The organism is Streptomyces sp. NPDC001339, assembly GCF_042895955.1.
Lineage (GTDB): Bacteria > Actinomycetota > Actinomycetes > Streptomycetales > Streptomycetaceae > Streptomyces.
The window spans coordinates 1-25,624 of the sequence record NZ_JBIAWT010000011.1 but is presented as its reverse complement, the minus strand read 5'-3'; the positions used below and the strand labels follow the sequence as shown (position 1 = coordinate 25,624).

Annotated in this window: 15 protein-coding genes and 1 pseudogene; 12 read left to right on the top strand and 4 right to left on the bottom strand. The window is 73.3% G+C overall.

All coding sequences use genetic code 11. The annotated features are described in order from the left end of the window. Positions 1–249: 249 nt before the first annotated feature. Entirely contained in the window at positions 250–1,959 is a 1,710-nt protein-coding gene (locus ACFY12_RS28270; RefSeq protein ID WP_390718739.1) for a serine/threonine-protein kinase, read from the bottom strand. Between the two features lie 652 nt (positions 1,960–2,611). Here ACFY12_RS28270 and ACFY12_RS28265 point away from each other — a divergent pair. The 4 genes from ACFY12_RS28265 to ACFY12_RS28250 all read left to right on the top strand — a co-directional run bounded on the left by ACFY12_RS28265 (position 2,612) and on the right by ACFY12_RS28250 (position 10,652). Continuing rightward, the gene (locus ACFY12_RS28265; protein WP_390718932.1) at positions 2,612–6,340 is read left to right on the top strand and encodes an FHA domain-containing protein; all 3,729 of its coding nucleotides are present in this window, start codon (positions 2,612–2,614) and stop codon (positions 6,338–6,340) included. 568 nt (positions 6,341–6,908) lie between these two features. Beyond that, positions 6,909–8,222, top strand: a complete 1,314-nt coding sequence (locus ACFY12_RS28260) for an ABC transporter substrate-binding protein (RefSeq protein WP_390718738.1) — start codon at positions 6,909–6,911, stop codon at positions 8,220–8,222. Between the two features lie 121 nt (positions 8,223–8,343). Next, the gene (locus ACFY12_RS28255) at positions 8,344–9,696 is read left to right on the top strand and encodes a carbohydrate ABC transporter permease (protein WP_390718931.1); all 1,353 of its coding nucleotides are present in this window, start codon (positions 8,344–8,346) and stop codon (positions 9,694–9,696) included. 50 nt (positions 9,697–9,746) lie between these two features. Next, entirely contained in the window at positions 9,747–10,652 is a 906-nt protein-coding gene (locus tag ACFY12_RS28250; protein WP_390718930.1) for a carbohydrate ABC transporter permease, read from the top strand. Between the two features lie 78 nt (positions 10,653–10,730). On the opposite strand, the gene ACFY12_RS28245 is transcribed toward ACFY12_RS28250, so the two are convergent. Next, entirely contained in the window at positions 10,731–11,420 is a 690-nt protein-coding gene (locus ACFY12_RS28245) for a class I SAM-dependent methyltransferase (RefSeq protein WP_390718737.1), read from the bottom strand. Between the two features lie 326 nt (positions 11,421–11,746). Here ACFY12_RS28245 and ACFY12_RS28240 point away from each other — a divergent pair, with 326 nt between their 5' ends. From ACFY12_RS28240 to galE, 3 genes are all read left to right on the top strand, one after another. Then, positions 11,747–15,778: a CDP-glycerol glycerophosphotransferase family protein gene (locus ACFY12_RS28240; RefSeq protein ID WP_390718736.1), complete on the top strand. Its 4,032-nt coding sequence runs from the start codon at positions 11,747–11,749 to the stop codon at positions 15,776–15,778. A 479-nt stretch (positions 15,779–16,257) separates the two neighbouring features. Next, positions 16,258–17,907 (top strand): glycosyltransferase family 2 protein, encoded by a 1,650-nt coding sequence (locus ACFY12_RS28235; protein ID WP_390718929.1) that lies wholly within the window; start codon positions 16,258–16,260, stop codon positions 17,905–17,907. Between the two features lie 74 nt (positions 17,908–17,981). Further along, entirely contained in the window at positions 17,982–18,959 is a 978-nt protein-coding gene (gene galE / locus ACFY12_RS28230) for a UDP-glucose 4-epimerase GalE (RefSeq protein ID WP_390718735.1), read from the top strand. A 112-nt stretch (positions 18,960–19,071) separates the two neighbouring features. Here galE and ACFY12_RS28225 read toward each other — a convergent pair whose 3' ends face one another. After that, positions 19,072–19,353, bottom strand: coding sequence for a DUF1876 domain-containing protein (locus ACFY12_RS28225; protein ID WP_390718734.1), 282 nt, complete (start codon positions 19,351–19,353; stop codon positions 19,072–19,074). A 193-nt stretch (positions 19,354–19,546) separates the two neighbouring features. Here ACFY12_RS28225 and ACFY12_RS28220 point away from each other — a divergent pair, with 193 nt between their 5' ends. Genes ACFY12_RS28220 through ACFY12_RS28210 form a run of 3 tightly spaced genes read left to right on the top strand, consistent with a single transcriptional unit; the run spans position 19,547 to position 23,720 of the window. Beyond that, positions 19,547–22,318, top strand: a complete 2,772-nt coding sequence (locus ACFY12_RS28220; RefSeq protein WP_390718733.1) for a YfhO family protein — start codon at positions 19,547–19,549, stop codon at positions 22,316–22,318. Next, positions 22,318–23,322 (top strand): glycosyltransferase family 2 protein, encoded by a 1,005-nt coding sequence (locus tag ACFY12_RS28215; protein ID WP_390718732.1) that lies wholly within the window; start codon positions 22,318–22,320, stop codon positions 23,320–23,322. Before ACFY12_RS28220 ends, ACFY12_RS28215 begins: the two co-directional genes overlap by 1 nt. Continuing rightward, positions 23,319–23,720 (top strand): GtrA family protein, encoded by a 402-nt coding sequence (locus ACFY12_RS28210; protein ID WP_390718731.1) that lies wholly within the window; start codon positions 23,319–23,321, stop codon positions 23,718–23,720. The genes ACFY12_RS28215 and ACFY12_RS28210 overlap by 4 nt, the downstream gene beginning before the upstream one ends. 7 nt (positions 23,721–23,727) lie before the next feature. On the opposite strand, the gene ACFY12_RS28205 is transcribed toward ACFY12_RS28210, so the two are convergent. Next, on the bottom strand, positions 23,728–24,354 hold the full coding sequence (locus tag ACFY12_RS28205) for a TetR/AcrR family transcriptional regulator (protein ID WP_390718730.1): 627 nt from the start codon (positions 24,352–24,354) through the stop codon (positions 23,728–23,730). A gap of 130 nt (positions 24,355–24,484) precedes the next feature. Here ACFY12_RS28205 and ACFY12_RS28200 point away from each other — a divergent pair, with 130 nt between their 5' ends. Both ACFY12_RS28200 and ACFY12_RS28195 read left to right on the top strand, forming a co-directional pair. Further along, a complete protein-coding gene (locus ACFY12_RS28200; RefSeq protein ID WP_390718729.1) occupies positions 24,485–25,435 on the top strand; it encodes an ABC transporter permease in 951 nt (316 codons plus the stop codon). A gap of 34 nt (positions 25,436–25,469) precedes the next feature. Beyond that, a pseudogene (locus ACFY12_RS28195) lies at positions 25,470–25,624 on the top strand (ABC transporter ATP-binding protein); the annotation flags it as partial.

Below are 25,624 nucleotides of genomic sequence, written 5' to 3'. Positions count from 1 at the left end.
GGGGGCTGAGGTTGGCGTCAAAGCTACGCGGATGCCAGGGGGTTCCGTGCCCTGGTTGACGGCAACCTTCACTTCTGTGGGGGAAATCGCCCGCCGGAAGTCGACAAATCGACGATGCCGCAAGGAGAGCAGAGAAAACAGGGAGAAGCGCGCATCGGGCAAGGAGACGATCGGGCAAGGAGACGGAAGCCGTCGGCGGCCGGCCCGCGGATCACGGACCGGCCGCCGACGACGACGGCAGCGCACGCGCTACAGCTTCAGCCCCTTGACCCAGTCCGATACGCCGTTGACGAAGTCCGCGATCTGGGCGAAGAAGCCCTTGGTCGTGCCGATCCACTCCTGGAGCGGCGTGAGCTCCCAGATCAGCCAGGCCGCCACGAAGAGCAGTATCAGCGTGAACAGGCAGCCCTTGAGGCAGCCCAGCCCGGGGATCCTCATCGGGTTGGCGCTGCGCGGACGCGGCTCGCGCCGGGGCCGGGGCTCCGGCGCGGGCGGCCGCTGCGGCTCGTAGCGCTGCGGCGGCTCCTGGCGGCGCTGCGGTGCCGGCGGCTGCTGGGCATACGGCACCGGGGCGGGCGGCTGCTGGCGGTACTGCGGCGGTGGCTGCTGCGGGGCGGCCGGGCGGCGCTGCGGACGCCGGCGCAGCGGGTCCTGGGCCGGGTCCAGGTACTGCACCTGCGTCTGTTCGTTGCGGTCGCGGGCGGCCCGCATCTGGGACTCCCACGGATGCTGCCCCTGCTGCCCCTGGGGGCCCGGGGGCTGCGGCGGGCCGACGGGCGGCTGCCCCGCCGGCACCGGCGGCATCACCCGCGTCGGATCGGACTCCCGCCCGCCGGGGCCGCCCGGGCCGGCGGCGCCACCCGTTCCGGGCGCGCCCGTGGACGGCAGCACACTGGTCGCCGCCGCCGGGTCGTACGTACCGGCGCCGCCCGGGCCCGACGGGAGCACCTGGGTCGGATCGGCGTCGCCCCCGGTGGCCGGACCGCTGCGGTCCCCGCCCATGGGTGAGGCTGCGGTACCCGTACCGGGCACGGTCGCCGGGGCCGGGTCCGGGGCGAGCAGCGCGGCGACTCCGAGCGCCGCCTCGGCCTGCTCCGGGCGGGCATGCACGCCGATGCCGGCCGCGACGGTGCGCAGCGCACGGGCCAGGTTCTCGGCGCTGGGGCGCTCCTCCGGGCGCTTGCGCAGACAGCGCTCCATCACCGTCCACAGCGGCTCCGGGACCGTACCGGGGCGGCTCGGCTCCTCGCTGAGGTGCCGGTGGAGCACCTCCAGGGCGGTCGCGCCGGCGAACGGCGGACGGCCGGTGACCAGCTCGTACAGCAGGATGCCGGCGCCGTAGACGTCCACCGCGGAGGTCTGCGGACGGCCCTCGGCGGACTCCGGCGCCACATAGGCGGGCGTGCCGACGAACTCATGCGTACGGGTCAGGCCCGGGGAGTCCGCCAGCCGCGCGATGCCGAAGTCGGTCAGCATCGGATGCATCTCGCCGCTGCCGTCGGACCCGGCGAGCAGCACGTTCGCCGGCTTGAGGTCGCGGTGGACCACACCGTCGGCGTGGCTGGCGGCCAGCGCATCGGCGATCTGGGCGGTGAGCAGGGCGGCCGCCACCGGGGTGAACGGACCGTTGTCGCGCAGATAGCGGTGCAGGTCGGGGCCGTCGACCAGGTCCATGACCAGCGCGAGCAGATCGCCCTCGACGACCAGGTCGCGGGTGCGGACGATGTTGGGGTGGGTGAGCCGCAGCAGGACGGAGCGCTCGCGCAGGAAGCGCATCACCACGTCCGCGTCGTGCGCCAGCTCCTCCTTGAGGACCTTGATCGCGACCGTCTCACCGGGCTCTCCGGCCACGGCGGCCTCGGCACCCGCCGTCTCCCGCTGGCGGGCACGCCAGACGGTGCCCGTGGCGCCGCGTCCCAGCGGCTCCTCGAGCAGATACTTGCTGCCTACCGGCCGCACGTCATGCGCTCCCTGGTCGTGATCGAACTTTGTCCCGCTTTGCCCCAGACCTGCCGGGTCGGCCGGTCCGGCCCCGCGCGCCCGTCCGGCCCGGGGTCGTTTCCGCTCCGGCCAAGATCATCTCCGCGCGGCCCGTCCGACCCACTGTAGTGCCGGGGCACCGGCTTCCCGGTCCGCACCGGCCTCTCGGTCCAGCGGCCCGGGCCCGGGGCGTGGATGACCAGGCCCCGGCACGTGGGGAAGACGCGCCTTCCGGACGGAAGGTTGCCCGCCCGCGCCCCGGCGACACCCCCGGCGGCGCCCGACGGCATCCCCACGACATCCCGGTGACGACCGCCGCCGGACCACCGCGTGAACCGCCCGCACCACCCGGTCGGGGCGATTCCCAACTGATCACGACGGTCCGAATTCGCCCGGACACCGCCCGCAACCAGGCACTTTTCCGTCCGTAGACGACCGATCAAGATCACTGAGTGACGGTCGGCGGGCGTGTTGTCAGTGGCAGGTGCGAGGATGCCTCCAGCACGAAGCGGTGGGGGCGCGGACTTCGTCGCGACGTGCGCCTGGGACTTGTACGTGCCGACGTGCTCGGGTTGGCCGGGGGGAGCAAACGGCCCCCTGCCGATCCCGGCAGAAGGGACCGTTGACGGCGATGCAGATCCGGCTGACCGTCCTCGGGCCGCGCAGCGGCCCCGCCACACGGGCCTGCGACGTGCTCGTGACGGCCCCCGCCGGGACCGCACTGGCGGCCGTGGCCGGCTCCCTCGCCGCCTCCGTGGCGAGCACCGGCGCCGATATCGGCGGCCAGGGCGGCGGCAGCGGCCCCGTCGTCCTCTACGCCGGGACCGAGCGCCTCGATCCCCAGCGCGCGGCGATCGGCGAACCCCCGCTCATCGACGGTGCGGTGCTCTCCCTCCAGGGCCCCGGCCCGGCCCCCGCCCACGGCCTGCCGCACGGCACCGCACGACTCCGTGTCGTCTCCGGCCCCGACGCCGGCGGAGTCCACCTCCTGCACGGCGGCCAGATCCGCGTCGGCCGCTCCGCCGACGCCGACGTCCCGCTCGACGACCCGGACGTCTCCCGGCTGCACTGCGCCGTCACGGTCGAGCCCGACGGCTCGGTCCACGTCACCGATCTGCACTCCACCAACGGCACCGCCATCGACGGCACCGGCCTCGACGACCGGCCCGTCCCGCTGCGTCCCGGCGCCCTGCTGCGCGTCGGCGAGTCCGCCCTCCGCCTCCAGCCCGCCCCCACCGCCCCGGAACCGGTCCTGCACACCGCCCCCGACGGCGAAGGCCGGCTGCGCATCACCCCGGGCGCCGACGGCGGCTACGCGCACACGACCCCGGACGACACCGGCGGCACCGCCACCCCGCCCCGCGGAGCCGCCGCGTCCTACCCCGTACCGGCACCGCGCACCCCGCCCGCCCAGGGCACGACGACCCGACGGGACACCCCCCTGCGCGGCACCCCCGCCCACCATCCCGCCCACCATGCCGCTGCCGCCTCCGCCCCGGACGCCGACTTCCCCACCGCGGCCACCGCCCATGGCACCGGACAGGGCGTCGTCCGACGCGTCGGCTCCGGCAGCGGCCCCGGCCCCGATGCCGAAGGCACCCCCGGCGACAACCGGGCGACGACCGGCTTCGCACCCGGCCTCCGCGAAGCCCCTGCCTACGGCCCCCCGGCCGCCGGCGCGACGGACCCGACACACGGCGGCCGGCATCCACTGGTCCCTCCCGACGCCGTACACGACCAGCCCGTACACGACCGGCCCGTACGCGACCACGACGCCGCCGATCCCGCCGATCGCACCGATCGCACCGACGAGGCGCCCCGGGAGGCACCCCGAAAAGGCGGGCGGCGAGGGGGAATCGGCGCCTGGGCACGGCGGCTGACCGGCAGCAGGCCCGCCCCGGAACAGCCGTACACGGACCGCACCCCGCCCCCCGCGCCCCACGAGCCGACCACCACCGCCACCGCGCCGTACCCGTTCGGCACCCCTGTCGGCACCCCTGACGGAGGGGAGACCGTCCCGTCGCCCTCCGGGCCCCCCGGGCCCGCCGCGGACGAACGCTGGCCGGACGCCGCCGCGATCCTGCTCACCGCGCTCGGCCCGGGCCCCCGGCTCTGGGAGCGCGGCCCGGACCACCCCGACGCACTGACCGTCCGCCTGGGGACGGCCGACCGGGCCGGCGGCCGGGCTCCCGTACCGGTCGCAGTCGAGCTGCGCCGGGCAGGTTCCCTCGGCCTGGCCGGCCCCCGCGCCCGGCTCGCCGGACTGGCCCGCTCCGCCGTCGCCCAGCTCGCCGCCCTGCACTCCCCCGGCACCCTCGACATCGTCCTGATCAGCACGGACCGGGCACACAGCACCGAGGAACGGGTGGCCGACTGGTCCTGGCTGGGCTGGCTGCCCCACACCCGCCCGGCCCATGGCCAGGACTGCCGGCTGCTGCTCGCCTACGACAAGGAGCAGGCCACGGCCCGTACGACCGAACTGGTCCGACGGCTCGACGACAGCCCCCTGGGCCCCGGCTGGGCGAGCGCCGACCGCTCCGAGGTCGCCTCCGCCGCCGACCGCCACCAGGGCCCGTACACCCTGGTGATCGTGGACGGCGACCCCGGCTCCTCCGCGCTGCGCGAAACCACCGCCCGGCTCGCGGCAGGCGGCCCGGCAGCCGGTATCCACCTCCTCTGCCTGGCGGAGACCCCGGCCGCCTCCCCCGCCTTCCCCCTGGCCGCGACCTACGAGGCGGCCCGAGCGGCCTCGCCCGCCTTCGGGGAGTGCGGGGCGGTCGCGGTTCTGAGCGGCGACGTCGCCACCGCACTGCGCGTCGTCCAGCCCGGCTCCGGCCCGAACGGCACGGTCGCGACGGTGGACGCGGTATCCGCCGCCTGGGCCGAGCGGTTCGCCCGGGCGCTGGCACCACTGCGCGAGGCCGACCCGACCGCCACAACCGGCCGTACGGTCCACCGCGCCGCCACCCCCCTGCCCGATTCGGCCCGGCTGCTGGACGAACTGGGCCTGGCCCGCGCCACCCCCGCGTCCCTGATGGCCCGTTGGGCCGCCGCACTGGACGCCGGCCATCCGGGCGCCACCGCGGTACTCGGCGCCGGACCGCACGGCCCGCTCTGCGCCGACCTGGCCGCCGACGGCACCTCGCTCCTCCTGGAAGGCGCACCGGCCAGCGGCAAGACCGAACTCCTCCGCTCCCTGGCGGCCTCCCTGGCCGCCGCCGACCGCCCCGACCTGCTGTCCCTGGTGCTGGTGGACGGCGGAGGCAGTGAACGCGGGGACGGCCTGCGGGTGTGCACGGACCTGCCGCACGTCACGACCTACCTCGCCGCCTCCGACCCGGTGCGGATGCGGGAGTTCGCCCAGGCACTCTCCTCGGAACTGAAGCGCCGCGCCGAAGTGCTGGCCGGCACCCCCTTCGCCGAATGGCGCGCAAAGCACCTCCCGTCGCCCCAGATCATCGCCCCACGCCGCTCCACCGAAAACGGTGACACAGCGCAGGAACAAATCACTCTCCGTAATCGTTGCCGTAACAAGGAAGAGGCAGGCGGCACCACGGCGACCCCGTCGACCACCAGCACCCTCCGCCTCCGCCCACCCCAGCCCCAACCTCAACCCCAGCTTCAGCCACAGCCCCAACCCCCAACCCAGCAACCGCAGCCGCAATCACACCCCGCACCCCACACCCAGCCCCACTCCACACCCAGCCCCACCTCCCCAACCCCCCAGCACCCCCAGGACACGCAGAACCCCCCGAGCCCCCCAGGTGCGCAGCACCACCCCCACCTCCACCCCCATCCCCCCACTCCCCAGCCCGCCCCCCTGGACCCGGCCGCCCCCATGCCCCGCCTGTTCGTCCTGGTCGACGACTTCGACGCCCTGGTCGCCCCGGCACTCGGCAGCCCGGGCCGCCCCGCCGCCGGTTCGGTGGTACGCGCGTTGGAGGCCGTGGCCCGGGACGGAGCGGCGCTCGGCGTCCACCTGATAGCCGCCACCGGCCATCCGGACCGCACGGCGGATACCGCGACCAGCGAACGGGCCGGTCTGCGCATCGAGTTGGGCACGTTGGGCACGACCACCACCCCGCCCGAGCCGGCACCGGTCGGCCGCGGCCGGCTGCACCGTGCGGCGGACGGCTCCTCGACACCGTTCCAGGCAGGCCGGGTCACCGGGCGGATACCCCGCACCTCCACGCTGCGTCCGACGGTCGTCCCGCTGGAGTGGCAACGGATGGGCGATCCGCCGGCCCGGCGGCCCCTGCGCGAGTTGGGTAACGGCCCCACGGACCTGGCCCTGCTGGCCAGCGCCCTGCAACGAGCCGCCCAGTCCTCGGACGCCTCACCGGCCCCACCACTGGTGTGACCTGCCCCGAAGTGAGTCGAAGTCGTCGACACCCACCAGGATCGCAAGCGCGCGGGACAGCGCCCTGAAGCGTGTGTGGCGCCCTGTCATGGGGGTTCGCTTCCACCTCCTTCGTTCGGTGGAGAGCGGTGCCGGTCCGCGGGGGGGGCGGTCGCCCAGTCCAGTCGCCCAGGCCAAGGGACTGGGCGGTCATGTCGCCATCGCCGTCGCCATCACCATCGCCGTCGCCATCGCCGTTGCTGTAACGGCCGCATCACGAAAGGTGAGTTCGCGGTGGGGGCGGTATTGCGGGGGGTGTGGGCGGGGCGTAAACCTGTCGCATACCGGGTGGTACGGGCACGAGCGTATGCAGGGCTGGATACAGGGCTGTATGCGGGACCGTGTGCGCGGCCGTAGGTGAGCACCATCGCGCAAGGCGCCACCGCACCAGTACCGCTACCGGCACGGAGCGCAGGGACAAGGGGTTACGGGGATGGGCAGGCGATGTGACGGCGAGGCGGGACGGCCAAGGGTGCGGGCCAGGAGGGCCAGGAGGGGCGGGCGGGCGGTTGGTGTGGTGGGGGTGGTGATGGGGCTGGTTGTGGTGTTGGGGGCGTGTGGTGGCGATGGGGGCAGGGGCGAGGCAGGAGGTGGCGGGGGGAGCGCGACCGGTGTGCGGTTACCGCGGTTGAGTGGGCAGAAGGTGCAGGTCACTGCGGTGTGGACGGGGGTGGAGAGGGAGAACTTCGGCAAGGTTCTGGATGAGTTCGAGCGGCGGACCGGGGCTGAGGTCGACTTTGTGCCCAGCGGGGATGACATGGCCGGGTTTGTTGGGTCGAAAATTGCTGGTGGGGGGCCGCCGGATGTAGCGATGCTTCAGCAGGCGGGTGTGCTGAGGGAGTTTGCGGCAAAGGGGTGGCTGAAGCCGCTGGGGGCGGATGCCAAGGGGCAGTTGGGGAAGAATTACAGCGCGGGGTGGCGGGGGCTCGGGCGGTACAAGGGCACGGATTACGGCGTGTTCTTCAAGGCCAGCAACAAGTCTTTGGTCTGGTACAACACCAAGGCGTTCGAGGATGCGGGGGTTGGGGAGCCCAAGACCTGGAAGGATTTCGTCCAGGCGGCACAGACGATCGCCGAGTCGGGGGTGGAGCCGGTTTCGGTGGGCGGTGCGGACGGCTGGACGCTGACCGACTGGTTCGAGAATGTCTATCTCTCGCAGGCGGGGCCGGAGATGTATGACCGGCTGGCGCGGCATGAGATCAAGTGGACCGACGGTTCGGTCAGGCGGGCGTTGACCACGTTGGCGGAGTTGTTCGGGCGTGGGGATCTGCTGGCGGGCGGGAATGCGGGGGCGTTGCAGACGGACTTTCCGACCTCGGTGACGCGGACGTTCAGCGGGGGTGATGCCTCTGGGGCCGCGATGGTGGCATCGGCGGATTTCGCGGCGGCGAATATCGCGCAGACCAGGGCCAGGGTGGGGGTGGACGCGAAGGTCTTTCCGTTTCCCGCGGTGGGGGCCGAGTCTCCTGTGGTGACCAGCGGCGATGTGGCGGTGGTTCTCAAGGACAACGAGGCGGCGCAGGCGCTGCTGACGTTTCTGGCGTCGACGGATGCGGCGAAGATCTGGGCGCAGGCAGGTGGGTTCCTCTCGCCGAACAAGGAGCTCGATCAGGCCGCGTATACCGATGGTGTGATGCGCGAGATCGCGCGGGCGCTGGTCGGGGCGGGCGACGATTTCCGCTTCGATATGTCGGATCAGGCTCCGGCGTCGTTCGGCGGCAAGCCCGGGCAGGGCGAGTTGAAGGAGCTGCAGGACTTCCTGAGGAATCCGAAGGATCCGAAGGACATCGCGAGGACGCAGGAGCGGCTGGAGAAGGACGCGGCCAAGGCGTTCGGGCGATGACCACTCGGCTGATGACCATTCGGCTGATGACATCGAGCGACGCGGACGTGGACGCGGATCCGGGAATCGGGGGATCGTCACGATGAGTGTGGCAGAGGGCGGCGCCGTGGAAGGCGGTGCCATGGAGGACGGTGCCGTGGAGGGCGGTGCGAAGGGTGGCAGTCGTTCCGCAGGACGTCGGGGCGGGCGGCGGTTAGGCGGGAAGCCGTGGCTGGTGGCGGTTTTCTTGTTGCCGGCGCTGGTGTTGCTCGGGGCGCTGGTGGTCTATCCGATCGTTTTCTCCGTGTACCGGAGTCTGTTCGACGCGTCGGGTAACGGCTTTGTGGGGCTGGGAAATTATCGGGCGTTGTTCTCGGACGACGCCATCCGGACAGCCTTGCAGAACAATGTCGTGTGGGTGGTGGTGGCGCCGGCGGTTTCGACGGCGCTGGGGTTGGTTTTCGCGGTGCTGACGGAACGCATTCGCTGGGGTACCGCGTTCAAGCTGGTCGTCTTCATGCCGATGGCGATCTCGATGCTGGCGGCGGGGATCATCTTCCGGCTGGTGTACGACCAGGATCCTGAGCGGGGTGTGGCCAACGCGGTGTGGGTGTCGGTGCATGACACGTTCTCCGATCCGGCGCCGTTCCCGGGGGCCAGGCCGCGGCCGGGGGCGGAGCTGCGGCCGTCGGACGGGGGCGGGTTCACGACGCGGGCGGCCGTACGGGCGGGGGCGCCGGTCGGCCTGGCGCTGGTGGCGGTGCGGCGGGACGACGTGCGGGGTGCGCGGCCGGCGGTGGTGGCCGGGCCGCGGCCGGGGATGGTCACGGGCACCGTATGGCGGGACTTCACCCGTGGTGGTGGGGGCCGGCCGAATGTGATCGACCACGGCGAGCAGGCGCTGGCCGGGGTGGTGGTCGAGGCGGTGAAGGACGGTGCGGTGGTCGCCTCGGGGACGACGGCGGCCGACGGGACGTTCGCGCTGCCCGCGGAGAAGGCGGAGGGGGCCCGGCTGCGACTGCCCGGGGCGAACTTCGCGGCGGCGTACCGGGGGGTGGAGTGGCTGGGGCCGGCGTTGGTCACCCCGGCCATCATCGGCTCGTATGTGTGGATGTGGGCGGGTTTTGCGATGGTGCTGATCGCGGCGGGGCTGGCAGGGGTGCCACGGGAGCTGCTGGAGGCGGCGCGGGTGGACGGTGCCGGTGAGTGGCAGGTCTTCCGCCGGATCACGGTGCCGCTGCTGGCGCCGGTTCTGGTGGTGGTGCTGGTCACGCTGATGATCAATGTGCTGAAGATCTTCGACCTGGTGTACATCATCGCGCCGGGTTCCAGTCTCCGGTCGGCGAATGTGCTGGCTCTTCAGCTGTTCCAGTCGTCGTTCGGTACGGATGTCGATGAGGGGCTGGGCAGTGCGATCGCGGTGTTCCTGCTGTTGCTGGTGATGCCGGTGATGTACGTCAATCTCCGGCGTATACGGAAGGAGCGTCGCCGATGACCTCGCCGATTGCCTCATCTGCCTCATCTGCCTCATCGATGACCTCGCCGATGGCCTCGTCAAAGGGTTCGCCGGGGAGGACGGCGCGGCGCTCACCGACGGCGCGGCGCTCACCGGCGGCACGGGTCGCGGCGCGGACCGGTGGCGGTGCGGTGCGGGTGTTCCTCGTGCTGGTCGCGCTCTTCTGGCTGATGCCGTCCGTGGGGCTGCTGCTGTCGTCGTTACGGAGTCCGGAGCGGATCGCCTGGTCCGGCTGGTGGCAGGTCTTTACGCAGCCGGCGCAGATCACCTTGGACAACTACAGCCAGTTGCTGTCGAACGGGAAGGTGATGGGTTCGCTGCTGACCACGGCGGAGATCACGGTGCCGGCGACGGTGCTGGTGGTGGTGATCGGGTCGCTGGCGGGCTATGCGTTCGCGTGGCTGGACTTCCCGGGCCGGGACGTCTGGTTCCTGGTGGTGGTCGGGCTGCTGGTGGTGCCGGTGCAGGTGGCGCTGATTCCGGTGGCGAAGCTGTTCGGGACGGTCGGGCTGTTCGAGACGACGGCGGGGGTGGTGCTGTTCCATACGGCGTTCGGGCTGCCGTTCGCGGTGTTCCTCCTGCGGAATTTCTTCGCGGAGATTCCGCGGGAGTTGCTGGAGGCGGCCCGGCTGGACGGGGCGGGTGAACTGCGGTTGTTCACCCGGGTGGTGATGCCGTTGGGCGGGCCGGCGATCGCCTCGCTGGGGATCTTCCAGTTTCTGTGGGTGTGGAACGACATGCTGGTTGCGCTGATCTTCGCGGACAGCGGCAGTCCGCCGGTCACCGTCGCATTGCAGCAGGAGGTCCGGCAGTTCGGGAACAACATCGATGTGCTGGCGCCGGGCGCGTTTCTGTCGATGGTGGTGCCGCTGATCGTGTTCTTCGCATTCCAGCGTCAGTTCGTGTCGGGGGTGATGGCGGGTGCGGTGAAGTGAGGCCGTGCCCACGTGCCGGTGCCCCACATCGCGCGTCCCCACCGTCCCGCGCCCCGCGTCCCCCCGGTGGCAGTCACGTCACCGCGGTACCTGCCCCACCAGCACGAACACATTGGACCGCAGCAGCATCCCGGCGGGGCGGGGCAGCGGTGAGGAGTAGGTGCGCCGGACGAGCAGGCCGGCGGATTCGGCGAAGGCGCGCAGCAGGGTGAAGTCGGTGAAGCGGACGGGGGTGGGGCCGGCACGGTGCCCGGCCTCCTGCGGGGTGATCAGCAGGACGCCGCCACCCGGCCGTACGTAGGGGACGTACGCCCGGAGCAGGCCCTCGACCTGCTCGTCGTCGAGGTGTTCCAGGACGTGTGCGGTGAGCAGGGCGTCGAAGGTGCCGGGCCGGGCGTGCGGTCCGGCGAGGAAGGCGTCGGGGGTGCAGGCGGTCAGGCCGCGGGACTGGCAGTGGGCCACGGACTGCGGGTCGTGGTCCACGCCGACGCTTCCGGGGGCGCAGCCGGCGAGGGTGTCACCGTCGCCGCAGCCGATTTCCAGGACGCGTCCGGCGCCGATGCGGCGCAGTTGGCGGCGGTAGGGGGTGCGGGCCGGCAGCAGCCGGGCCGGGCCGGTGCGGCGTTCCCGGTCGGCGGGGAGCCGGACGGTGGAGGCGGCGGGTGCGGTGCCGGTGGGGCAGGCGGCCGTGGTGGTCCGCGAGTCGCCGCCGGGTGGCCGGGCATCGGGGCTGCCGGTGGCGGCGGAGCTGTCGGTTCGGCCGGGCATCGGGACGCGGTCACCTTCCCTGGGTATCGCCGTTGCGTAGCAACCATGGTGTGCCTGGCAACCATTGGTGTGCGGAGCGGCCATGGCGTGCGGAGCGGTCGTGTGGAGTGCGGAGCGGTGGTGCGTACCGAGCGTAATCATGGTGATTACGTTCTGTCGACGATGGCCTCACCCTTTCAGCGCAGCGGCGGTGACTGTGCCGCCGATGGGTGAGTTGAAGGGACCGGTCTTGTGGATCGCCGTCTCGTAAGGGGACGGGGCCGGTCTGTACCTCGTCCGTCCAGAAAGGCTCTGTACCTCGTCCGTCCAGAAAGGCTTGGCCGCGTATGAAGCCTCGGCTCACCGTCGTCGTCCCGGTCCATCGCAGCGAGGGCGCGCGGAATGTGGAGGAGTGCCTGGCGTCGGTGGCGGCGCAGACGCTGACCGCGCTGGACGTGGTGATGGTGGACAGCGGCCCCGCGAGGGGCTCCGGACCCGTGAAGGGCACCGCGGCGGCGGTGGCGCACCGGTTCGCCGAGCGGGACCCCCGGTTCCGGATCGTCCACCACCCGGATCGCCACCCGGATCGCCACCCGGATCGCCGTCCGGACCGCGACCCGGACCGCGACCCGGACGGCGGTCCGGACAGCGGTCCGGGCAGCAGTCCGGGCGGCGGCCCGGCCCCCGGCTGCGGCGCGCTGCGCAACACCGGTGCCCGGCACGCCTATCCGCACACCCCCTACCTGGCTTTCCTCGACGTGGACGATGTCCTGCTGCCGCGGGCATACGACGATCTCGTGGGTCTCCTGGAGACGTCCGGTTCGGATCTGGCGACCGGCAATGTCTACCGGCTCGGCGCGGCCGGCCGCAGCCAGTCCGCGCACCATCCGGCGACGTACGGGACCACCCTGCGTACGCATATCAGCGAGGACCTGACGCTGCTGTCGGACGGTTTCGCCCGGAACAAGGTCTTCCGTCGCGCGTTCTGGGACCGGCACGAATTCGCTTTCCCGGAGGGGGAGTTCCGCAGCGACGAGGCGGTGACGCTGCCCGCGCACTTCCTCGCCAGGACGGTCGACGTGCTGCATGAGCACGTCTGCTACTGGCGGCTGCCGGAGGAGCCGGACCGGCGCCGGCGCACCGACGCCCAGGGGATGCGGGACCGGTTCGCGGCGGTGGACGGGGTCCGCCGCTTCCTCGGCGACCCGGCCCGTCCCCACCTGAACGTCTATCAGTACGACTACGACCGGGCGCAGCTGACCGGAGGGCTGCTCGACCTGGTCGAGGGGCTGCCGGCCGCCGCGCCGGAGGCCCGGACCGCGTTTCTGGACTGTGCCCGTGGTCTTCTCTCCTCCGTCGACCCCCGGCTGTTCCGTACGCTCCCGGTGGAGCTGCGGATGCGCTGGTACCTGGTGCGTGCCGGGCGGATGGCCGATCTGCTGGCACTGCTGGGGCACGAGGCGCGCAATCCGGCGGGGTTCACCGTGGCGGGGCCGCCGCTGCGCAAGCGGGCGGTGCTGCCGCTCAGTCCGTCGCCGGAGCTGCCGTCGCGGGTGCTGCGGCTGGAGCGGGGCGACTTCCCGGTACGGGCCAGGGTGCTGGAGGCAGTGTGGCGGGACGGGGCGCTGGCGCTCCGCGGCTATGCGTATATCCGTAACCTGCCTGCCGCGAACCGGCACCACTATGTGCGGACGCTGGTGCTGTCGTGCGGCCGGCGCCGGATCCTGCTGCCACTGCGGCCGGTGGTGATGCCGGAGGTGACCGCCTGGTCGGGGCAGGAGCTGCACTGTTACGACTGGTCGGGATTCGAGGTGCGGCTCGACGCGGCGCGGCTGCGCAGGGCGGGGCGCTGGGAGGACGGCGACTGGTCGGTGGGGGTGATGCTGGCTTCGGGGGGTGTGGTGCGGGCCGCGGCGCTGAGTGCGGCGGAGACCGGTTCGGGGGCCGCCCCGCTGGCGTACGAGGCGCCGGGGAAGGGCGCGGAGGACGGGGTGCGGATCACGCCGGGGTATCCGGAGGGGCGGCTTCGGCTGTCGGTGTCCCGGCGTGCCTGCCGGCTGGCCGGGCAGCGGGCTGGGGCGGCGGGCGTGCTGGAGCTGTCGGTGGCCGCGCCGGGGGCGGCACCGACGGCTCTGCGGCTGACGCATCAGGGGACGGGCACGGTGGTGTCGATCCCGGTGGACGAGCCGGTGGACGGGGCTGCGTACGGGCCGGCGGAAGGGCCTGCGGAGACAGCCGTGGAGACCGCGGTGGAGGCTCCTGCGGCTCCGGCGGCTCCGGCGACCGCTCTGGTGCGGGGTGCGGTATGGCGTGCGGTGCGGCGGCCGGAGGAGATTCCGACGACGACGGCTGCGGCTGCGGCTGCGGCTGCGGCTGTGGGGGAACCGGCACGCACAAAAGGTGCAGCAGACGCAACAGGTGCAGCAGACGCAACAGGTTCAACAGGCGTGCCAGAAACGGCAGATGGGGCAGAAGCAGCAGACACGGCAGACGTAGCAGAACCAGCGGAAAGGACGGCAAGCACCCCAGCCGCCCCAGCCGCCCCCGCCACCTCCCGGGACGCCGCCCGCCCCGATCTGCTGACCTTCCGCATCCGCCTGGACGCCCTCGCCGCCGCCCGCCCCGACCGGGGCGGCGCCCCCTCGGCGATCCCGCCCGTGCTCAGCGAGAGCTGGGCCGCGGAGCTGGTACTGCCGGACGGGCGCACCGACCCGATCTCCTGCAGCCCCGTGCTGGCGCCGGTGCCGTATCCGCTGTCGCACGGCCGTGAACTGGTCGTGGCGGCCACCGCGGACGGGAACCTGGTGCTGCACGACCGGACTCCGCAGCCGTATCTGGACCGGGTGCTGTGGCGGGCGGACGGCACGCTGCTGGTGGCGGGCCGGCTGCCGGACGCCGCGCCGCACGCCACCGAGCTGGTCCTCAAGCACTCCGCGCACGCGACGGAGCTGGCCTTCGCCACCACGCACGACGGTGCCCGGTTCCATGGCGCACTGCCGCTGGGGGCGCTGCCGTCGCTGGCCGGGCCGGTGCCGCTGAGGGAAGGCCGGTGGACGCTGCATCTGCGGGAGCGGGGAGCGCCGGGTTCCCCGCTGGACGCCCCGGTCCGGATCGTGCCGTCGGTGCTGGACGGGCTGCCGGCGTCCCGTACGGCGCACGGCAAGCCGCTCGTCCTCGACCGGCACCGGCACGACGAGGCGCTGGTGACGGCGGGGCCCGCGGTGCCGGCCGGCGACCGCGGCCCGTACCGCCGCCGGCTGCTGCGCGAGCAGCACTATCCGCTGCACCGTTCCCGTCCGCTGCGCGACACCGTGCTGTACAGCAGCTTCGGGGGCCGGGCGTACGGGGATTCGCCGCGTGCGGTGCACGAGGAGCTGGTGCGGCGGGGCATGGCGGCGGAGCATCTGTGGGCGGTGCGCGACGCGCAGACCGCGGTGCCGGACACGGCCCGTGCGGTGGTGGTGGGCAGCGCGGAGTGGCATGGGGCGCTGGCGCACAGCCGGTGGGTGGTGACCAACACCCATCTGCCGTCGTGGTTCACCCGGCGGGGCGGCCAGCGCATCATCCAGACCTGGCACGGTACGCCGCTGAAGCGGATCGGCGCCGACCTGGCGGGGACGCTCTGCGCGGGGCTGGCGCATCTGGCGCCGCGGCCGCGGGTGAGCCGGCAGTGGAGCGTGCTGCTGTCGCCGAACGCGCACAGCACGCCGGTGCTGCGGTCGGCGCTGGGCTACTCGGGGCGGCTGTGGGAGACCGGGTTGCCGCGGACCGATGTGCTGTTCGCCCCGGACCGTGCGGCGCGGGCGGCGGCGGTGCGGGAGCGGCTGGGGATCGGGCAGGGGAAGACGGTGGTGCTGTACGCGCCGACACCGCGCGACGATCTGGCGTACGACGCGCGGCATCACCGGCTGCATCTGCCGCTGGATCTGGATCTGGCGCGGCGGGAGCTGGACGGTGACCATGTGCTGCTGGTGCGCGGCCATCCGATGGTCGCGGACCGGCTGTCGCCCCACCACGCGCCGTTCGCGCTGGACGTGTCGGCGCACCCCGACGCCACCGAGCTGCTGCTGGCGGCGGACGTGCTGGTCACCGACTACTCGTCGCTGGCCGCCGACTTCGCGAACACCGGCCGTCCGATGCTGTTCCTCACCCCCGATCTGCCGCACTACCGCGACGCCCTGCGCGGCTTCACGCTGGACTTCGAGGCCCGGGTGCCGGGCCCGCTGCTGGCTTCGACGGGTGAACTGGTCGACGCGCTGGGCGACTTGGAGACCGTTGCGGCGGCGAGCGCGGAGGCGTACGCGGACTTCCGGGAGACGTTCTGCCACTGGGACGACGGCAAGGCGGCGGGCCGGGTCGCGGACCTGATGGAGCGGTGATCTCGCGGCCGGGCGGTGAGGCGTACCGGCCGTGAGGCCCTCCCGGTGTGCGAACCGGCCGCCGTGAGGTACCGGTATGTCCCGGTAGGTCCCGGTGCGCGAACCGGACACCGTACGGCCCCGCCGGGCGAACCGGACACCGTACGGCCCCGGCGGGCGAAGCAGACACCGCACGGCTCCGGCGGGCGAACCGGACACCGTACGGCCCCCTTGTGCAAACCGGTCACAGCGAGGTCCCGGTGTGCGGACCGGCATCGCACACCACTAGCGTCGTTACAGCATGTACGGGCGCCCGGGGGCTCCGTAGACTCGGGCCCGGCTTCCGTCCGGCCTCGAGACGGCAGTGAGGCGGAGAACCGGAGTCCGGGGTGTGGGGTGCAACCGCACGACGGGTTTCGGCATCCGATCCATCGGATAGAGGTACGGATCCCGCTCGCGCCAGCTGGTGCTGTCGACAACGAAATGTAGATGTAGTGACTGTGAACGAAGCCCATGAGCCGTCGCCTGGGCCCGCCATCACGCCGTCCGCGCAGGTCAGCATCGTCATCATCGCGTTCAACGATGCCGTCCACGTCGGCGACGCGGTGCGCTCGGCACTCGCGCAGGAGACTCCCGGGGCGGCGGTCGCCGAAGTGATCGCGGTGAACGACGCCTCCACGGACGGCACCGGCGCCACGCTGGACGCCCTGGCCCGTACCGAGCCGCGGCTACGGGTCATCCACCGCGACGAGAACAGCGGGGGCTGCGGTACGCCGCGCAACGACGGGCTGCGGGCCGCCACCGGCCGCTTCGTGATGTTCCTGGACAGTGACGACGTACTGCCGCCGGGCGCGGTGCGGGCGCTGCTGGGCGCCGCGCTGGTGCACGACGCGCCGGTCGCGGCCGGTGCCTGTGTGCGCCGGGAGCTGCCCGCGCACCGCGATGTGCCCTGGCAGCCGGCCCTGTACGAGGAGCCGGCGGTGTACGACTCCCCGGAGGCCATCGCCGCGCTGCTCCGCGACACGCTCTGCGTCAACAAGCTCTACGAGCGGTCGTTCCTGGTCAAACACGACATCTTCTTCCCCGACGGCCGGTACACCTACGAGGACTTCGTCTTCACCGCCCAGGTGCTGGCCGCCGCGCCGCGCGTGGTGACCGTCCCCGACAGCGTCTACATCTGGCATGTGCGCCGCTCGGCCGCGAAGCAGTCGATCTCCCTGGACCGCAAGGACGTCGCCAACTGGCAGGCGCGGATCGAGGCGCACCGGGCCAGTGTGCGGATCTTCCTGGAGGCCGGGCAGCGGGCGCTGGCGGACGCCGCGGCCACCAAGTTCCTCGATCACGATCTGCGGATGTACGTCCGTGAGCTGCACACCCGGAGTGCCGACTACCGGGCCGAGTGGTGGCGGCTGACCCGTGACTACCTGGCCGGTTTCGACGAGGCCGCGGTGCGTGCGGCGCATGCCCCGGGGCGCTGGGTGGCCCGGGTCGTGCTGGCCTCCCCCGCGCCGCGCGATCTGGACCGCCTCACGCAGCTGGCGGCCCGTCCCGCCCGGCTGCTGCCGCCGTACGCCGAGGCCGACGGCCGCCCGGTGTGGTCCGCGGACCTGCCCGGGGTGGAGCTGGAGGGCCTGGACGCCAAGCCGCTGCCCCGGCTTCCGGTGACCGTCGACGCGGAGCCGGCCGTGGGGAGCGGCGGTGCGCTGCGGCTGCGGGTGCACGATCTGTACGGGCGGCTGGCCGCGGCCGGGCCGCAGGGCATCGACGTCGAGCTGCGCCGCCGCCGTGACGACCGGCGCGGCCCGGTGCACACCGCGGCCCTCACACCGGTCCCGGCCGGGTCCGGCCCGGCGGTCTGCTGGACCGCCGAGGTGGTCCTGGACATAGCGGCGCTGGCCGCGCCCGGCAGCGGGTCGGCCGATCCCGAGGCCTGGGACGTGATGGTCGAGGTCGGCTTCGCCGACGGGTCCGCTCTCCGGACGGCGCCGCGGGCCGTGGGGCCGGGCCTCGGCCGCCGGGTCCTGCCCAGCCGCCGGCACGCCGTGCTCCTCGTCCAGCCCTATGCGACGACCGGCGGCGCCCTGGCCCTGCGGATCGCGTCCGGTCTGCGCAGTGTGTGGCGGATCGCCGCCCGCCGCCTGCGCCGCTGACACCACGGCCTGAAACCACGGGCCGCCGATCCGGCGTCTCACCGACTGTCCGACCCCGAACCTAGGATGGGCGCATGTCTTACTTGATCACGGGCGGTGCCGGCTACATCGGCGCGCATGTCGTACGGGCCCTGCGGCAGGCAGGCGAGCAGGTCGTGGTGCTCGACGACCTGACGACGGGCGTGCCCGCCCGGGTCCCCGAGGGCGTGCCGCTGGTCGTCGGCTCGACCCTGAACCGCACGCTGCTCGACGAGGTCATCGCGACCCACGGCGTCACGGACGTGGTGCACCTGGCCGCGAAGAAGCAGGTCGGCGAGTCCGTCGAGATGCCGCTGCGGTACTACCGGGAGAATGTGCACGGCCTGCAGACGCTGCTGGAGGCGATGGTCGCGGGCGGTGTCGGCCGGCTGGTGTTCTCCTCCTCGGCCGCCGTGTACGGCATGCCGGACGTCGACCTGGTCACCGAGGACACGCCGTGCACGCCGATCAACCCGTACGGCGAGACCAAGCTCGTCGGTGAGTGGATGTCCCGTGCGGCCGGCAAGGCGCACGGCATCTCCACGGCCTGCCTCCGGTACTTCAACGTGGCCGGCGCGGCCACCCCGGAGCTCGCCGACACCGGTGTCTTCAACATCGTGCCGATGGTGTTCGAGCGGCTCACCCAGGACGCCGCCCCGCGGATCTTCGGCGACGACTACGACACCCCCGACGGCACCTGCATCCGCGACTACATCCACGTCGCCGACCTCGCGGACGCCCATGTGGCCGCGGCCCGCAAGCTCGCCGAGGCGGGCCCGGTGCGCGATCTGACCCTGAACATCGGCCGCGGCGAGGGCGTCTCCGTACGCGAGATGATCAACCTGATCACGGAGATCACCGGCCATCAGGGCGTCACCCCCGAGGTGACGCCGCGCCGCGCCGGGGACCCGGCCCGGGTGGTCGCGTCCGACGAGCGGATCGCCGCCGAGCTGGGCTGGAAGGCCCGCCACGACGTCCGCGACATGATCACCTCGGCGTGGGCGGGCTGGCAGCACCACCACCCGCAGGGCTGAGGCGCCGCCTCTCCCGCGCCCGCGCGCCGGGCAGGGGCCGCCTCGCGCGGTCACTGCCCGGCGCGCCGTCGTTCAAGGGCTGTTCAGAGCGGCGCCGTCGCTCCAGGGCTGTTCAGAGCGTCAGCGTGAGCGGATGCGAGGTCCGCCCGGACGCCTCGTCGATCTCCCCGTGCGCTTTCGTCAGCAGCTTTCTCGCCAGTTCGTCCAGCGCTCTGGCTCCCGCGACCTCCTCGCCGACCCTCGGCTGATTGTCATCGGCCGGATGGCGGCTGGCGTACCCGCGCGCCCGTACCTCGGTTCCGTCCCGGAGCCGGAGGAGCGCGGCGGCGCGGGTGTGCTGCTCGTCCTCCTCGAATTCCAGCTCCACATGCCATCCCACAGCGGTGTTCAGCATCGCCATCACCTCCGGAAACCCGCTGTTACCAGGATGCGCCCGCCGCCCCCTCGGCGCACGGGTTGCCGGGATCACCCGGACGACCCGCGGCAATCCCCCGGACGCCCCACATCCCAGTCCGACAAAACGGACTATTAGCACATTAGCGTGGGGCACGTTCGCTCAGTGCCGAGTGGGGAGGAGTGGAGTGCCGGTGGCACCGACACCCGCCACCCCGCACGAGGCGGTCCGGCCCCCGGAGGCGGCCTCCGGGGGCCGGATCCTCCCCGGCGGGGAACGCCGGGCCGGCGTGCGCGGCGCCCTCCGGCGCCCGGCCGCGCCCGGGCTGGCGGCCGCGCTGTCCATGGGCGCGTACTGCCTGGGACTGGCCCTCTACGGCAGCTACCCCTTCGGCCCGCACTCCCGCGCCGTCAACGATCTGGGCAACCAGTTCGTACCGTTCCACGCCCGGCTGTGGGACCTGATACACGGCACCACGAGCGGGGACCTCTTCTTCAACTGGAGCAGCGGCTACGGGGTGCCGTTCCTCGCGGACTTCGTCACGTATCTGATGAATCCGTTCTCCTGGCTGGTGGGGCTCTTCCCGCGGGAGCTGGCCGACTTCCCGGTCTTCCTGGTCACGCTGCTCAGCATCGGGCTCGGCGCCGCGCTGATGACCGTCTTCCTGGGGCGGCTGCACCCCGGCTCCGGATGGCTGCGGGCGCTGCTGTCGGTGGGGTACGGGCTGTGCTCCTGGGTGCTGAACGACGGCTTCGCCGATCCGATGTGGATGTGGGGGCTGGTGGCGCTGCCGATGCTGGGGATCGCCGCGGACTGGTGTGTGCGGCGCATCCGCTGGGTGCCGGGCGTGCTGCTGGTGGCTCTGGCCTGGGCGGGCAACTTCTACACGGCGGCGATGGCGACGCTGGCGATGGCGCTGGTACTCGGGGTGCGGCTGCTGACGGCCGGCGGGCCGCCGCCGCGGGACCGGCTGCGGGTGCTGGCGCGGGCCGGGTCGATGACGGCGGTCGGCGTCCTGCTCGCGGCGCCCGTCCTGACCGTCGGCCTGGCGGCCGCCCGGGCGGCCCAGCCGGCGCCCCCGGCCGCCTACCGCGAGCGGCCTTCGCTGCTGTACCAGGCGGCGCAGCTGCTGCCCGGCGGCCACGGCGGGGAGCCCGCGCCCAATATCGGCACCGGAGTGCTGGGGCTGCTGCTGGTGGCCGCGTTCCCGTTCGTCCGGGCGGTACCGCCACGGGTGCGGATCGGCTGGTGTGTCCTGGCGGCGGGGGTGGCCGCCTCGTTCGTCTGGGAGCCGGCGATCCTGCTGTGGCACGGCTTCGCGCTGCCCAACGGGAGCCCGTACCGCGCCGCGTTCGTGCTCGGCGGGATCCTGGTGATGATCTCCTGGCTGGCGCTGGCACACCGTCCCCGGGTACCCGAACTGGCCGCGGGCGGGGCGCTGGTGGCCCTGCTGGCGTGGCTCTGCCGCGACGAGAGCGCGGTCGGCACCTCGACCTGGATCGTGGTGGCGGGGGGCGGCACCGTCACGCTCCTGGGGCTGATGGCGCAGGCGGGTGCGCCGGGCGCCCGGCCGCGGACCGATGTCACCGCCGCGCTGACCGGCGTCGTCCTGCTCACCTCGGCGTACACGGCGTTCTCGGTGACGGCGGTACGCGGCAAGGTCGCCTGGTTCCGGCCCAAACCCACCATGACCGGGGCGTCCCTGGCCGCCCGGGAGGAGCTGGCGGCGCGCGGCGACTGGCCGCGCTCGCGGACCGACCCCGGCCCGCACGAGTTCGCCGACAACGACCCGCTGCTGATCGGCGGCGAGGGCGGCGCGTACTACAGCAGCTATGTGCCCGCGGCCACCGCCCGCGCCCTGCGGGACCTGGGCGCGGGCTGGTACATGAGGGGCCGTCACACGCTCAGCTTCGAGGACCCGGCGGGCCGGGCGATCATGGGCGTCAGCAGCTATCAGGCGCCCGTGCCGCACGGCCGCGCCCCGTACACCCCGCACCGCGCCCGGCCCGCCCCGCTGCTGACCGTACGGCGCGAACTCCCCCGCGGCCCCGCCCCGGACACCGTCTTCGCCCGCCAGGAGCGGGTGCTGGGCGCCACCGTCTACGAGGTGCCGGTGCCGGCCCTCACGGGCGGCGCGGCGAGCCGGGCGCCGGGCGGGGGCGGCTGGGTGCTGGGAGCCGGGCCTTCCCCGGGCGTCGCGGGGCAGGGAGCCGGGCCTTCCCCGGGCGTCGCGGGGCAGGGAGCCGGGCCTTCCCCGGGCGTCGCGGGGCAGGCGGGACTTCCGGCACGGGCCCCGGGGGCCGGGGCGTCGCCGGGCACGGCGCGGCCCGCCGGCGAGGTGCTGCCCTGGGCCGTCTTCACCGCGCGGTGCACCCCGGGGCGCACCGTCGTCTGGTCCGCCCCCTGGTTCTCCGGTGAGGTCAGCGGCCTGGGCGGGCGCGCCGAGGCGTTCGGGAGCCGGGACACCACCGCCAATCCGGTGCAGGTGCTGGGCCGGGTGCCCGCCGACGGCACGGTCCGGGTGCGCTTCGCCGGACCGGGCCGCCAGCTGGTGCCGGAGCACGCCCTCGGCTGTCTGTCGGAGCGCGGTCTGGCGGAGGCGGTGGCCGCCCTGCGGGGGCCGCGCGCGCTGTCCGCCGGCGGCCACGGGCTGACGGCGGTGCTGCCGCCGGGCAGTACGGGCCATGCGGTGCTGGCGGTCCCGGCCACCCGGGGGTGGGGCTGCTCGGTGGACGGCGGGCCGCGCCGCGCCCCGTCCTCGTTCGCCGGGCTGCTGGCCGTTCCGCTGGGCTCCGGGGCCGCACGGCTGTCGTGTACGTACGTACCGCCGGGCCTGGGCACGGGCCTGGCGGCGAGCGGCGCGGCCGGGCTGGTACCGGCGGCGGTCGTGCTCGGGGGGCGGCTGCGGAGCCGGGGCGGCCCGCGGCCACGCCCCCGGCTTCACCCCACCCAGGAGGCCCGCTGATGAAGCTCTCCGTCGTCGTGCCCTGCTACAACGAGGAGGCCGTGCTGAGCCGCTTCGACGCGGCGGTCCGCGCGGTCCTGGAGCGTCTCGCCGTCGCGTACGAGCTGTGTTACGTCGACGACGGCAGCGCCGACGGCACCCTGGCGCGGCTGCGCGGCCTCGCCCAGCAGCACCGCGGCACCACGCGCTACCTCTCCTTCAGCCGTAACTTCGGCAAGGAGGCCGCGATGCTGGCCGGCCTCCGGGCGGCCACCGGCGACGCGGTGATTCTCATGGACGCCGATCTCCAGCATCCGCCGGAGCTGATCGGGAAGATGCTCGACCTCTACCAGCTCGGCCACGACCAGGTCGTCGCCAAGCGCAGCCGGCACGGCGACCGGCGGCTGCGGACCGCGCTCAGCAGGCTCTACTACCGGGCCGTCAACACCTGGGTGGACGTCGAACTCACCGACGGGGTGGGGGACTTCCGGCTGCTGTCGCGCAAGGCGGTGGACGCGCTGCTCTCCCTGCCGGAGTACAACCGCTTCTCCAAGGGGCTGTTCTCCTGGATCGGCTTCGACACCGTCACCTTCGACTACCGCAATGCCGCCCGGGAGGCCGGCGAGACGAAGTGGCGCCTCGGCTCGCTGGTCAACTACGGCATCGACGGGATGCTCTCCTTCAACTGCCGCCCGCTGCGGCTGGCGATCCACGCCGGGCTGGGCCTCGCCGCGCTCGCCGCGCTGTACACCCTGTGGATCATCGGCGCGGCCGTCGTCGGCGGGGTCACCGCGCCCGGCTATGTGACGCTGGTGGCGATCATCGCGGGGCTGGGCGGGCTGCAGATGGTGATGCTCGGGCTGATCGGCGAGTACATCGGGCGGATCTATTACGAGGCGAAGCGGCGGCCGCATTTCCTGGTCAAGGAGAGCGGTCCGGCCGGGGAGCGCAGTCTGGTCGAGGAGAGCGGTGCCGCTGCCGCGTCCGGGCCGGCGGACGTGACCGCGGCTTCACGGACCCTGTGAGGCCGCGCCCCGTGCCGCCACGCTGGGGCCGCCTGGTGCGCTTCACCGCCGTCGGCGGGCTCAACACCCTGACGTTCTACGCCTGTTACCTGCCGCTGCACCGCCTGCTGCCGTACTTCGCGGCGTACACGGCCGCCTTCCTGACGAGCACGGTCGGCTCGTTCTTCCTCAACACCTTCTTCACCTACCGCACCCGCCCGACCTGGACGAAGTTCCTGCTGTTCCCGCTGACGCAGGTGACCAACTACGCGGTGCAGAGCGCGGGTCTGGTGGCACTGGTCGGCTGGCTGGGGATGAGCACCGCGGTGGCCCCGCTGGCGGCGGCCGGGTGCGCCATCCCGTTCACCTACCTCGTCTCCCGGCGCATCCTGCTGCGCCCCGCGGCGAGGGACGGGTGACCGTGTCTCACTCCGCGCCGAGTGCCGCCGTCACCGAGCCCGCCAGCGCGTCGAGGTACCCCTTGGGCAGGTCGTCGCGGATGACCAGCAGCCGCCAGTACAGCGGCCCGGCCAGCAGGTCCAGGGCGAGCCGGGCGTCCACGTCCGGCGGCAGCTCACCGCGCTCCACGGCCCGGGCCACCACCGCGGCCGCGACGCCCTCCTGGCTGTCGTGCAGCGCCGTCCGCAGCGCCGCCGCCAGCTCGGGGCTGCGGGCCGCCTCCGCCAGCAGGTCCGGGATGATCTGCGAGGCCATCGGATGCCGCAGCGCGCGGGACGCGACCTCCAGCAGCATCCGCACGTCCCCGCGCAGCGACCCGGTGTCGGGGGCCGGCAGCCCGGCCGCGGCGACCGCGGAGGTCACATCCAGCACCAGGTGCAGCTTGGAGCGCCAGCGCCGGTAGACCGCGGTCTTGCCGACGCCCGCCCGGCGCGCGATGCCCTCGATCGACATCCGGGCGAAGCCCACCCCGGCCAGCTCCTCGAAGACCGCGGCCCGGATCGCCTCGGTCTTGTCCGCGCGCAGGACGGCGGCGCCGGCCGGGGCCCGGCGCGCCGCCGCGGGGTCGCTCCCGCCGCTGCCGTTCTTCGTCATGCCAGGAGCCTACCGTCACGACGGAACGGTTGCGTTTCGACGTGGGCTCCCTCTAGTCTCGACGTCGCTACGTCGCGACGATACGGACCCGTTCCGACGTGCCTTATGCCGTCAAAGCGAAAGCGGCCCCATGTCCCATACCTCCCTCGCCCCCGCGGACCCGGCGCCCACCCGGGCCCCCGGCCCCGGCGCAGCCCCCGCCCCCACCTCCGCCCCCGATCCGCGCGCACTGGCCGAGCGCCACGGACTCACGGTGAGCGGCGCCCGGCCCCCGCTGCCCGAGTACGTCCGCCTGCTGTGGCACCGCCGGCACTTCATCGCCGCGTTCGCCACCGCCCGGCTCACCGCGACCTACGCCACCGCCAAGCTCGGCCAGCTCTGGCAGGTGGTGACCCCGCTGCTCAACGCGGGCGTCTACTACTTGATCTTCGGCCTGCTGATCGGCACCCGGAACCACGTCCCCGATTTCATCCCGTTCCTGGTCACCGGGGTGTTCATCTTCACCTTCACCCAGAACTCGCTCCTGACCGGCACCCGGGCGATCTCCGGCAACCTCGGCCTGGTCCGCGCGCTGCACTTCCCGCGCGCCTGCCTGCCGGTCTCGATCTGCCTGGCGCAGCTCCAGCAACTGCTGTTCTCCATAGGCGTGCTGATGCTCATCCTGCTGGGCTGCGGACAGCTGCCGACCTGGTCGTGGCTGCTGGTCGTCCCGGCGCTGGCGCTGCAGTTCGTCTTCAACACCGGCCTGGCGATGATCATGGCCCGGCTCGGCAGCAGGACCCCGGACCTGGCGCAGCTGATGCCGTTCCTCACCCGGACGTGGATGTACGCGTCCGGCGTGATGTTCAGCATCGACGTGGTCCTCAAGGGCAAGGACGTCCCCGGCTTCGTGGCGGCCCTGCTCCACGCCAACCCGGCCGCGGTCTACATCGACCTGGTGCGCTTCGCGCTGATCGACAGCTTCACGGCGCGCCAACTGCCGCCGCACATCTGGGCGTTCGCGGCCGGCTGGGCGCTGCTCGCCGGTGTCGTCGGCTTTGTGTACTTCTGGAAGGCTGAGGAGCGGTACGGACGTGGCTGAGCAGAAGATAGACGTGGCTGAGCACAAGACGGACGTGGCTGAGCAGGACAACGGCGCCGGGCCGGCGCCGGACGCGGGCCGGGTCCCCACCGTCATCGCGGACGATCTGCACATCGTCTACCGGGTCTACGGCGGCGGGGCCGGCAAGGGCAGTGCCACCGCGGCGCTGAACCGCATCATCCGGCGCAA